The sequence below is a fragment of the Paenalcaligenes sp. genome, assembly GCF_030152715.1.
Taxonomy (GTDB): Bacteria; Pseudomonadota; Gammaproteobacteria; order Burkholderiales; family Burkholderiaceae_B; genus Paenalcaligenes; species Paenalcaligenes hermetiae.
The window spans coordinates 1-10,799 of sequence record NZ_JASLIX010000134.1 but is presented as its reverse complement, the minus strand read 5'-3'; the positions used below and the strand labels follow the sequence as shown (position 1 = coordinate 10,799).

Sequence of the window (10,799 nt, the reverse complement as noted above, 5' to 3'; positions counted from 1 at the left end):
GTGTTACGAAAATAGACCTCGTTAATAATGGCAAGAACAGGGATTTCAAATAAAATAGTATGTAACCAAGGGCCTTCGACCTCGATTGCAAGCTCGCCGGGCTTATCGCCATACTCAATAGAGATACAGCGCTCCGGTAAATGGAATAACCCCAAGAAATCCACAAAATCACTTTTGATAAAACGAAGCTGACGCAAATAGTTGAGCTCGTCTTCTGTAAACCGCAACTGACAAAGCGCTTTGACCTCGTCGCGGATTTCATCGATGTAAGGATGCAGATCAATATTTGGTGTGCGGCATTGGTAACGATATTGCACCTGCGCGGCAGGAAAATGATGCAGCACCACTTGCATCATAGAAAATTTATAAAGGTCGGTATCAAGTAAAGAAGTAATGATCATTGCGCTGCCAGTCCAAAAAATGACTACCCTATCCGGTAGCTTTTATTATATGTTGTTTTATCCACCTTACCTGAATAGCAGTAAACTCGTCAGATATAGGGAACATGTGACGAGATTAACACTCTAATCTTATTGCCTTTATTTCGTATCCCTCTGTATTTTGGCTAAAATAGCCCTCTTTGGCATCCTTTTAAACTGGCCATAGCCTTGCCTGTTTAATGTATGCTACTTTCTATTTCTCTTGTTATCGTTTTGTATTGAATTACGCTGGAGCCTCTCATGACACACGTCGTCACCGAAAACTGTATTAAATGTAAATTTACTGATTGCGTGGATGTTTGCCCGGTTGACTGCTTTCGCGAAGGGCCAAATTTTCTCGTTATCGACCCCGATGAGTGTATCGACTGTGCGGTCTGTATTCCCGAGTGCCCAGCCAATGCCATTTTTGCCGAAGAAGATGTCCCTGCAGACCAGGTTCATTTCATCGAGCTTAATGCCGAGCTTACCCCAATATTTGGCATGATTAATCGTTCTAAAGACCCCTTACCTGATGCGGACGATTGGAATGGGGTAGCAGATAAATTGCAATACTTAGAGCGCTAACCTCTTTCTTCTATACAAGGGCGCAACCATGCTGTATGACATACACGAGCTCCAACGTTCGTTTCTTGCACCACTGGCCGCTTTTTCCGGCTCCAGTGCACAGCTTTTTACCCATCCTTATAGCCCATGGGCCTACACGCCCGTTTCCAAACAGTTGGCGGCAGGCTACGAGCTATTGCACCGTTTGGGCAAAGAATATGAAAAACCCCAGTGGGATATCCACTCCATTGAAAAAGATGGCAAAACCATCGAAATTCAAAACCGGGTCGCACACTCGTTACCTTTTTGTAATCTGGTGCACTTTGAACGTAAAAACCTAACCACTAAGGAACCAACAGTTTTAATTGTGGCACCACTTTCTGGTCACCATGCAACCCTGCTACGAGACACCGTACGTAGCATGCTCATAGATCACAATGTTTATATTACTGACTGGATAGATGCACGCATGGTGCCCTTATCCGCTGGCCCTTTTCATCTTAATGACTATGTGCGTTATGTGGAGCAATTTCTTGAGTTTTTAGGTAAGGATGTCCACGTAGTTGCTGTGTGCCAGCCTACTGTACCGGTATTGGCGGCGGTATCGTTAATGTCTGCCCGTCAGAGCCCTTATATCCCTAAGAGCTTAGTTTTAATGGGTGGCCCTATTGACACACGAGAATCTCCTACTCAAGTCAATCGTCTAGCCACCACTAAACCATATAGCTGGTTTGAAAATAACTTAATTCATCGTGTCCCTACCCGCTATCCAGGCTCAGGCCGTCGTGTTTATCCGGGTTTTTTACAACACATTGGCTTTGTCGCGATGAACCCTGACCGCCATATGTCCTCACACTATGAATTTTATAATCATTTAATCAAAGGGCAAGATGATAGCGCCGAGGCTCACCGACGTTTCTATGATGAATATAATGCAGTCCTAGACATGCCGGCAGAATTCTACTTAGACACTATTAAAATCGTCTTCCAAGAGCACGCTCTACCAAAAGGCACATGGGAGATAGATGGTGAGCTGGTAAATCCCGCCGCCATCACAAAAACAGCTCTCTTTACTATCGAAGGGGAGCTTGATGATATATCAGGTCTAAATCAAACCCGTGCAGCACAACATTTATGTGCGAATCTTGCTGAAGACAAAAAACAGCATCATATCGCCTTAGGTAGTGGCCACTATGGGATTTTTTCTGGTCGCCGTTGGCGCAATCAGATTTACCCTTTAGTCAAAGATTTTATTTACCAACACGCCTAAACCATACCAAGGGGGCAACGCCCCCCTTTTTTATTTATGGACAGCTCTGAACTCATTCAACGCATTGATGCCATACTGCCGCAAACACAATGCACTCGTTGCGGCTATGATGCCTGTTTGCCTTACGCCCAAGCCATCGCCTTAGATAACGAAGCCATTAACCGTTGCCCGCCAGGTGGGCCCGAAGGCATTCAGGCATTAGCTCAACTCACCCAGCAGCCCATTCAAGACTTAGATCCTGAATGTGGTAGCTTTACCCAGCCTACGGTTGCTATCATTGACGAAGCACATTGTATTGGATGTACCCTATGCATTCAGGCCTGTCCTGTGGATGCTATTATCGGTGCCAATAAGCTCATGCACACGGTCATTACCGAGCGCTGCACGGGCTGTGATCTTTGCGTCGCTCCTTGTCCCGTAGACTGCATTCATATGGTTCCTACAGAACGTGCCTGGGATAGCACCCGCGCACAACAAGCACGTGCTCACTTTCAGCAGCGTCAACAACGCTTACAACAGAAGCATGGCGAAACGATCCAAGTGGCCGCCAAAGTTCTAGCTAACAAACCTAAAATCAGCCCCTTGGCTGAATCAGAAAGCTATAAAAAAGCCACTTTGGCCGATGTGCTTGCCAAAGCCCGTGCACGACGCCAATCTTCTTAATACGGTTTAATCATGAATCGCGAAATCCGTACTGAAATTTTTAAACGCTTTCAAGCAGCCAATCCTCATCCGACCACAGAGCTGGAGTATGAAACGACTTTTCAGCTACTGATCGCGGTGATTCTTTCTGCTCAAGCCACTGATGTATCCGTGAATATCGCTACGCGGCGTTTTTTCCCCACTCACGGCACACCAGAAGGTATTTTAGAATTAGGTTTAGATGGCCTGACTGAGTGCATTAAAAGTATCGGGCTTTATAAAACCAAAGCAAAAAATGTCATTCGTACCTGTGAAATTTTACTTGAGCACTACAATGGCGAGGTTCCCAATACACGCGAGGAGCTAGAATCGCTACCCGGCGTAGGGCGTAAAACTGCAAACGTGGTTCTTAATACCGCTTTTGGGCAATATGCTATGGCTGTGGACACCCATATTTTTCGTGTTTCTAATCGCACCGGCATAGCCAAAGGCAAAAATGTGCGCGAAGTAGAGGACAAGTTAATGCGACTAGTGCCAAAAGAGTTTTTACTCGATGCGCACCACTGGCTTATATTACATGGTCGTTATGTCTGTGTAGCACGCAAACCTAAATGCCCTGAGTGCGGTATAGCAGATCTATGCGAATATAAAGAGAAAACTACGCGCTAACCCCAGCTAAGACAAACCCCCATAGCTGTTTTATTTGTTGCGCTGCATAATGTCGCCATATACAGCCTCTAATCCTTTTTAAGGAAATGGTTATGGGTAAAACCGCGCTAGAAATCCGTGATCTGCACGCTTGGCATCATCAGACCCCTATTATTCAAAATTTAAATTTATGCGCCAAACAAGGGGAGCTTATCGCTTTGGTTTCAAACTGCAAACAAAGCCAGCTCTCTTTATTGGATAGTCTTTTAGGTCATAACCCCAACCGCACAGGCTCTATTCGTATTCATCAAACCGAAGCCATCCATCTGTCTGCTCAGCATGTGCCCCATCTAGGCATGGCACTATCCTCTAAAGAAAATGGGTTGGTTTTTGGGTTAAGTTGCGAAGAAAACCTACTACTTCCCCTAGCCGATCATAGCTTAGGAGGGGGCTTGTCCTTAGCCGAGATCTACGAACTATTTCCCACACTCAAACAGCACAAGGATGCACCCTGCACGCAACTGAGCCCAGGTGAACAGCAGTTGCTGGCTTTGGCACGCCTACTGCGCACCGGCGTAGATATTATTGTGCTCCATGACTTGTACCATGATTTTTGCCCTGCCATTCACCCTCTCGCCATGACGCTACTACAACAACTCAAACAACGTGGCTACACCCTCATTTTAAATGAGTCAAATCGCCCCTTTGCAGCTACCGTGGCCGACAAAATGTATTACATTCAAAACGCCACCGCTCAGTTGGCGCAAGTCCATCACCAAACCCCGCCTATTTCAGCGTAAAAAAAGCACGGCGCGCTAGGCACCGTGCTACAACATAACAAAGAAAGCCATTTACTCTTGGTCTTTATTGCCTAGACCTAGATAACTTTCAATCACGCGGGGGTTGTCACTTAAGTCCGCCGCAGCACCCTCTAAAATGATTTCCCCAGTTTCTAACACATAACCATAATCAGCTACCTGTAAAGCCGCTCGGGCATTTTGCTCTACCAATAAAATAGACACACCCGTACGACGTAGACGCGCAATAATTAAAAAGATCTCACGCACCACACGCGGGGCCAAGCCTAGGCTGGGCTCATCAAGCATCAAAACCTTAGGTCTGGACATCAACGCACGCCCAACCGCGAGCATTTGACGCTCCCCCCCCGATAAGGTTCCAGCCTGTTGCTGTCGACGCTCTTTTAAGCGTGGAAACAACTCATAAACCTCGTCCATGGTGTCGCGCCAGCCGCTTACACGCTGTCGATACAATCTAAAGCCACCTAATAATAGGTTGTCCTCGACAGACATGCTCGCAAAAAGCTCACGGCTTTCCGGGACCAAGCATAAACCCTCGGCCACACGACGCTCCACCTGCCAGCTACTGACCGAGCGCCGATCATAGATCACCTCGCCATCACTACGACCCGTAGCGGGCAAATTACCCATGATGGCGTTAAGCATGGTTGATTTCCCCGCCCCATTCCCACCAATGACGGTAACAATGCTACCGGGCTTGACCTCGATATTGGCATTATTTAATGCGCTCACTTTGCCATATTGGGCATGTAAGTTTTTTACGGCTAAAAGTGGCTCCATCATACCGCCTCCTTTGTGGGGGCTACACCCGCCAACTCGTCTTCATCAAAATCATCATCAATACCGCCCAAATAGGCTTGTAACACCGCTGGGTTTTGTTGAATCTCTGCGGGCTTGCCTTCGGCTAGCTTGGTACCAAAATCCATCACCACCAAGTGATCCGTCAAGTTCATCACAAAATCCATATCATGCTCAACCAGCAAAATACTCATGCCTTCGGCACTGAGCTGGTTTAGCACCTGTGCTAGCTCTTGCTTTTCTTTGTAGCGCAAGCCAGCGGCGGGCTCATCAAGAAGCAACAACACAGGGTCAGCGGCCAAAGCACGAGCAATCTCTAAAATGCGCTGTTGTCCAAGCGCTAAGTTTCCGGCCTCCTCATAGAGATAGTCGCCTAAGCCTACGCGCTCTAACTGTACAGCGGCCTCGTGCAGCAGTTCCGCTTCGCTGCGACGATCTGTATGCAGGGCCGCAGAAACCACCCCCACATCACGACGTAAATGCGCCCCTAAGGCTACGTTTTCTAATACCGTCATGGTAGGAATCAGCTGTACATGCTGGAACGTACGCCCAATACCAAGACGGGCAATATCTCGAGCACGTAAATTATCAATCCGCTGACCTTGGAAGCGAATATCACCGCTTGTTAAAGGCAATACCCCAGTAATTAGGTTAAAGGTCGTGGATTTACCTGCACCGTTAGGCCCAATTAAACCCATGATTTCACCTGCATGCAGCTTAAAACTGATGTCATTTACCGCGACCAAACCACCAAACTCTTTGCGCGCTTTGTCTAGTTCTAAAACTAAGCTGCCTTTTTCAGGGCGAGGACGTTGCTCTAAGGTCGCCGCCTGAGCTGGAGGTTCCATTCGTCGTTGTTTTTCCCCCCCTGTTACGGCCGTCCACACCCGCTCCAATAATGGCCAGATCCCATTGCCTGCATATTGCAGGATAAAGATCATTAATAGACCAAATACAATGAGCTCAAAGTTCGCATTGGTGTCAAAAATACGGGGAAGCAAATTCTGCAGCTGATCTTTTAACGTTAAAATTAACGCCGATCCCACTACCGCCCCCCACACGCTACCAGCGCCACCAACCACAGCCATAAATAAGTATTCAATGCTGTAGTTCAAACCAAAAGGACTTGGGCTCACTGCACGCTGCAAGTGTGCATACAACCAACCCGACACACAAGCTAATAGAGCGGCATACACAAAGATAATCACTTTGTAGTTAGCCATATTGACGCCAAAAGACTCCGCCATGCTGCTACCGTTTTTTAAAGCACGAATAGCGCGACCAGGGCGTGAGTGCAATAGGTTATATGTCAGCCATAGGCTACCTAAAACAAATAGCCAAATGAGATAATACATATTGCGCCCTATCCCTAGAGAAATGCCAAAAATTGACAAAGGTGCAATACCAGAAATCCCATCATGCTGGCCTAAAAACCCGAGATTACCAAACAAGTAATACAAGGATAGCGACCAAGCAATCGTCCCTAAGGGCAAGTAGTGTCCGGACAAACGTAGGGTGATCGCGCCGATTAAAGACGAAAAAATAAAGGTTAACGCCAACGCCATAAATAGCGTCAGCCATGGTGACCAACCCAATCGCGTGGTTAACCATGCGGTGGTATACGCACCAATACCCACAAATGCGGCCTGCCCAAAAGAAGTTAAGCCCCCCACCCCAGTAAGTAACACCAGACCCAGCACTACAAGACTACTGAGCCCAATGTAATTTAACTGCGTAATCCAAAACTCAGGTACTACATGCAGCTGTGGCAATAAGGCCAACCCGCCCACCACAACAACTAAAAGCAAGCGATTCATGTCCTTAATCCTCATCATCAATATGACGTGCGCCAAAAGAGCGCCACAGCAATACGGGAATAATCAATGTAAACACAATGACCTCTTTGTAAGAGCTTGCCCAGAAAGAGGAAAAGGCTTCTAAAATCCCGACAAAAATCGCTCCAGCCGCAGTTAAGGGATAGCTAGCGAGACCACCTACAATCGCCGCCACAAAACCTTTAAGCCCGATTAAAAACCCAGTGTCATAATAGATAGTGGTAACAGGAGCAATTAGCATCCCGGATAAGGTACCGATCGCCGCAGCCAGCGTAAACGTAATACGCCCAGACATGATGGTACTAATCCCCACTAAGCGCGCACCACGACGATTCACCGCTGTAGCGCGTAACGCTCGCCCATATAGCGTGCCCCCAAAAAACAACCACAGTGCGCCAATCAATACAGCAGCGGCCACTAGGACAAAGAGTGTTTGTGCAGACCAGGCCATGCCTAACAAATTAACCTGCCCCGTCATAAAGGGAGGAGTACGCCAGCCTTCTGCTCCAAAGAAAACCAAACCCAAGCCGGTCAAAGCAAAATGCACCGCTACAGAAGTAATCAGTAGCACCAATACACTGGCTTCGGCTACCCGTTGGTAAACCAAGCGATAAATCATAGGCCCTAACGGTACGACCAATGCCATGGAAAACAAAACACTGACCCATAGAGGGGTATCTTGATGCATGACTAAGGGCAACATTAAGTAAAGGGCGATCGGCAACACTAAGGCCCATAACGCCGTGCGCCATAATCCAGCATATAGCTTATTACGTATAGCGGAGACACACTCTAAAAGAAAAACCAAGCTCCCCGCAATGAGCAGTAAATACAATGTCCCCGGTACACGACCATTGACCAAGAAAGCCAGTGTTAGCGCACCAAAAGTGACAAACTCGCCCTGAGGAATAAAAATAACGCGCGTTACGGCAAAAATCAGCACTAATGCTAGGCCCAACAAGGCATAAATCGCCCCGTTTAGCAAGCCGTCCTGCAACAGAATCAAAACAATTGTTGAATCCATATCGGATCTACCACCACAACATAAAAAGAAAGGCTAGCCACCTTATCAACCAGCAGTTAGAGGGGCGAGCTAGGCATCGCCCCGTTCGTTCTTATCATTACAGGTCAGGTTGGTAGGTCCATTTACCGTTTTCGACCTTAACAATCACACGAGCACGCTCATCCATCCCCGCATGATCCTTATCAGACATCGTAAATACACCTTGAGAGGCAGGTAAGTCCTTGGTCTGCTCAATGGCATCACGCATGGCCGCACGGAATTCGGGGGTACCTGGTTTAGCGCCGGTTTCTAAAGCACGAGGAATCGCATCTTGCACTAGAAGGGCGGCATCCCACATATGGCCGCCGAAGGTATTAATAGAGCCTTCGCCATACTTAGCCTCGTAGAGGTTTTTATATTCCAATGCCGAGGCTTTAACTGGGTTGTCATCGGGCAGCTGATCCGCTACGAGCAAGGGCCCAGCCGGTAAGAACATGCCCTCACAGTCCTTTCCACACACACGTAATACGTCGTTATTTGCGGCCCCGTGCGTTTGATAAATAATGCCTTTATAACCACGGTTCTTTAATTCGCCCTGTGGCAAAGCGACCGGTGTTCCAGCGCCAGCAATTAAAATGCCATCTGGATTAGCCGAGGTCAGTTTCAATACTTGGCCGGTAACAGAGGTATCACTACGGCTATAGCGCTCTGTTGCTACCATTTTGATGCCTTTGGCTTCAGCAGCTGCTTTCATTACATCTAACCAGCCATCCCCATACGCATCATTAAAACCAATAAAGCCCAGTGTTTTAACACCTTGCTTTTCCATAGCGTCAGCTAAAGCCGCAGCCATCAACTGATCATTTTGAGGGGTTTTAAATACCCACTCGCGCGCCCCTTCGACAGGCTCTACAATGCGTGCGTTCGCTGCCACACTGATCATAGGAGTTTTAGTCTCACCGGCCACGTCCACCATGGCCAAAGAGCCTGGGGTCACAGAGGTGCCAATCACCACATCGACTTTGTCTTCGGTGATTAATTTACGCATATTACGTACAGCAACTGTGGTATCCGTGGCATCATCCAACACCAAGTACTCCACTTTTTGTCCGGCGATTTCAGTGGGCAATAACGCCACTGTGTTACGCTCAGGGATACCTAGTGAAGCAGCAGGACCGGTAGAAGCAACAGTGACGCCGACTTTGATCTGGGCCAGTACGCTCATCGGCAACGTCAAAGCCAGCGCTCCAGCTAAAACCGTACGCTTTAAAGAAGGGGATAGCTGCATAGTTTGTCTCCGAAAGAAGGGTTGAGCTGCAGTGTTAAAACAGCTCATTTGTTATACATTTTTTACAACAGATACAGCGTAAACGTATCAAATTGAAGGTAAAAACCATATAGGTATTAACCTTAAATTGCCGAAGCCTAAATGAATTCCGCAAGGTAAAGGGGGCTATTATCTAAAATTACGTACCGACTCGTCTTTTAGGGCTTACCCTGTTTTTAGGTTTTCTAACTATTTGCGTTGATCGCGAACAAGGCTACACTGTTAGTTTCTCCATTTTTGATGGCTCCCTATGATGAAAAAAGTGCAAAAAACCTTAGCAGAATGGCAAGCACAGCTCAGCCCCGAGGCTTTTTACGTCACGCGCCAAAGCGGGACTGAACGCCCTTTTAGTGGTAAATATAACGATCACAACGAAAAGGGAATTTATCGTTGCGTATGCTGTCAAACCCCATTGTTTGCCTCAGATACTAAATTTGATGCTGGTTGTGGCTGGCCCAGTTATTTTGCTCCCCTTAACCCAGATAATGTACGCGAAGAAGCCGACTACAGTCATGGTATGGTGCGCACCGAAATTCTATGTAATATCTGTGATGCACACTTAGGGCACGTTTTCCCTGACGGCCCAGCTCCTACTGGTTTGCGTTACTGTATTAACTCAGTTGCTCTTCAATTTGAACCCGCATGAAAAAACTGTTTTTTGACCTTTTCCCTCTCGTTTTATTTTTTATTGCGTTCCGCTATTTTGACATTTATACCGCTACCGCTGTGGCTATGGTCGCATCTGTAGGCCAAATTCTCTGGCTAAAAATCCGAAAAAAAATCATCGAAACCACACACTGGATCAACTTAGGGGTGATTGTGGTCTTTGGCTCAGCAACGCTATTTTTCCAAAACGATGCATTTATTAAATGGAAACCTACTGTGCTTTACTGGCTATTTGCTGGGATTTTATTAGGTAGCCAGCTTTTTTTGGGCCGCAATCTCATGCGTAAGCTAATGGGAGAACAGCTGGTTTTGCCAGAGGCTGCTTGGAATAAACTAAATTACAGCTGGGCTGGTTTTTTTATCCTATCAGGTGCATTAAATCTATTCATTGCTTTTTCGGGGTATTTTACCGAATCCCAATGGGTGAGCTTTAAGGTGTTTGGCTCTTTAGTGCTTTTAATTATTTTTGTTATTTTACAATCCTTGTGGTTAGGTAAATACCTTAAAGACACCTCTGACCAGTAAAATTCACAACGACTATGTCTACTTTAGATCGCATTCGCTTAGTTACTGAACGCTTACAAGCGCTAAACCCAACCCATTTTGAAATTATCGATGAATCTCACTTGCACGCTGGGCACGCCGGCGCTAAAGACGGGGCAAGCCATTTTCGCTTAATTATTGCTTCTGACCAATTTGAGGGGCTCACAACCTTGGCCAAACACCGCCTTATTTACGAGCATGTCCAAGACCTGATCCCCCACCCCATCCATGCTCTTGCTATCGAACTGAAATAAAAAAGGATTTTT

General features: G+C 46.8%; 12 protein-coding genes and 1 pseudogene. 8 read left to right on the top strand and 5 right to left on the bottom strand.

Annotated elements, in window-relative coordinates; all coding sequences use genetic code 11:
- Window positions 1-401: pseudogene (locus Q1V74_RS10845) on the bottom strand (nicotinate phosphoribosyltransferase); the annotation flags it as partial.
- Window positions 402-680: 279 nt separating this feature from the next.
- Between Q1V74_RS10845 and fdxA the strand changes: the two are divergent.
- The 5 genes from fdxA (at window position 681) to Q1V74_RS10820 (ending at window position 4,343) form a co-directional block, all read left to right on the top strand.
- Entirely contained in the window at window positions 681-1,004 is a 324-nt protein-coding gene (fdxA, locus tag Q1V74_RS10840) for a ferredoxin FdxA (RefSeq protein WP_260649840.1), read from the top strand.
- A gap of 28 nt (window positions 1,005-1,032) precedes the next feature.
- Complete coding sequence (gene phaZ / locus Q1V74_RS10835; protein ID WP_300648850.1) at window positions 1,033-2,253, top strand: polyhydroxyalkanoate depolymerase; 1,221 nt, start codon at window positions 1,033-1,035, stop codon at window positions 2,251-2,253.
- Window positions 2,254-2,289: 36 nt separating this feature from the next.
- On the top strand, window positions 2,290-2,916 hold the full coding sequence (locus tag Q1V74_RS10830; protein ID WP_300648848.1) for an RnfABCDGE type electron transport complex subunit B: 627 nt from the start codon (window positions 2,290-2,292) through the stop codon (window positions 2,914-2,916).
- Between the two features lie 12 nt (window positions 2,917-2,928).
- Window positions 2,929-3,564, top strand: a complete 636-nt coding sequence (gene nth / locus Q1V74_RS10825) for an endonuclease III (RefSeq protein WP_260649843.1) — start codon at window positions 2,929-2,931, stop codon at window positions 3,562-3,564.
- 92 nt (window positions 3,565-3,656) lie between these two features.
- Window positions 3,657-4,343: an ATP-binding cassette domain-containing protein gene (locus Q1V74_RS10820; RefSeq protein ID WP_300648845.1), complete on the top strand. Its 687-nt coding sequence runs from the start codon at window positions 3,657-3,659 to the stop codon at window positions 4,341-4,343.
- A 51-nt stretch (window positions 4,344-4,394) separates the two neighbouring features.
- On the opposite strand, the gene Q1V74_RS10815 is transcribed toward Q1V74_RS10820, so the two are convergent.
- The 4 genes from Q1V74_RS10815 to Q1V74_RS10800 all read right to left on the bottom strand — a co-directional run bounded on the left by Q1V74_RS10815 (window position 4,395) and on the right by Q1V74_RS10800 (window position 9,285).
- The gene (locus Q1V74_RS10815) at window positions 4,395-5,141 is read right to left on the bottom strand and encodes an ABC transporter ATP-binding protein (protein WP_260649974.1); all 747 of its coding nucleotides are present in this window, start codon (window positions 5,139-5,141) and stop codon (window positions 4,395-4,397) included.
- Window positions 5,141-6,976: a branched-chain amino acid ABC transporter ATP-binding protein/permease gene (locus Q1V74_RS10810; RefSeq protein WP_300648843.1), complete on the bottom strand. Its 1,836-nt coding sequence runs from the start codon at window positions 6,974-6,976 to the stop codon at window positions 5,141-5,143. The genes Q1V74_RS10815 and Q1V74_RS10810 overlap by 1 nt, the downstream gene beginning before the upstream one ends.
- Window positions 6,977-6,980: 4 nt before the next feature.
- On the bottom strand, window positions 6,981-8,018 hold the full coding sequence (locus Q1V74_RS10805; RefSeq protein WP_300648841.1) for a branched-chain amino acid ABC transporter permease: 1,038 nt from the start codon (window positions 8,016-8,018) through the stop codon (window positions 6,981-6,983).
- 97 nt (window positions 8,019-8,115) lie between these two features.
- On the bottom strand, window positions 8,116-9,285 hold the full coding sequence (locus Q1V74_RS10800; RefSeq protein WP_300648839.1) for an ABC transporter substrate-binding protein: 1,170 nt from the start codon (window positions 9,283-9,285) through the stop codon (window positions 8,116-8,118).
- 292 nt (window positions 9,286-9,577) lie between these two features.
- On the opposite strand from Q1V74_RS10800, the gene msrB reads away from it, so the two are divergent.
- From msrB to Q1V74_RS10785, 3 genes are read left to right on the top strand one after another with little or no spacing between them, the layout of a single operon-like run.
- Window positions 9,578-9,970 (top strand): peptide-methionine (R)-S-oxide reductase MsrB, encoded by a 393-nt coding sequence (gene msrB / locus Q1V74_RS10795; protein ID WP_260649975.1) that lies wholly within the window; start codon window positions 9,578-9,580, stop codon window positions 9,968-9,970.
- Window positions 9,967-10,515: a septation protein A gene (locus Q1V74_RS10790; RefSeq protein WP_260649848.1), complete on the top strand. Its 549-nt coding sequence runs from the start codon at window positions 9,967-9,969 to the stop codon at window positions 10,513-10,515. The genes msrB and Q1V74_RS10790 overlap by 4 nt, the downstream gene beginning before the upstream one ends.
- Window positions 10,516-10,529: 14 nt before the next feature.
- A complete protein-coding gene (locus Q1V74_RS10785) occupies window positions 10,530-10,787 on the top strand; it encodes a BolA family protein (RefSeq protein WP_300648836.1) in 258 nt (85 codons plus the stop codon).
- Window positions 10,788-10,799: the final 12 nt, after the last annotated feature.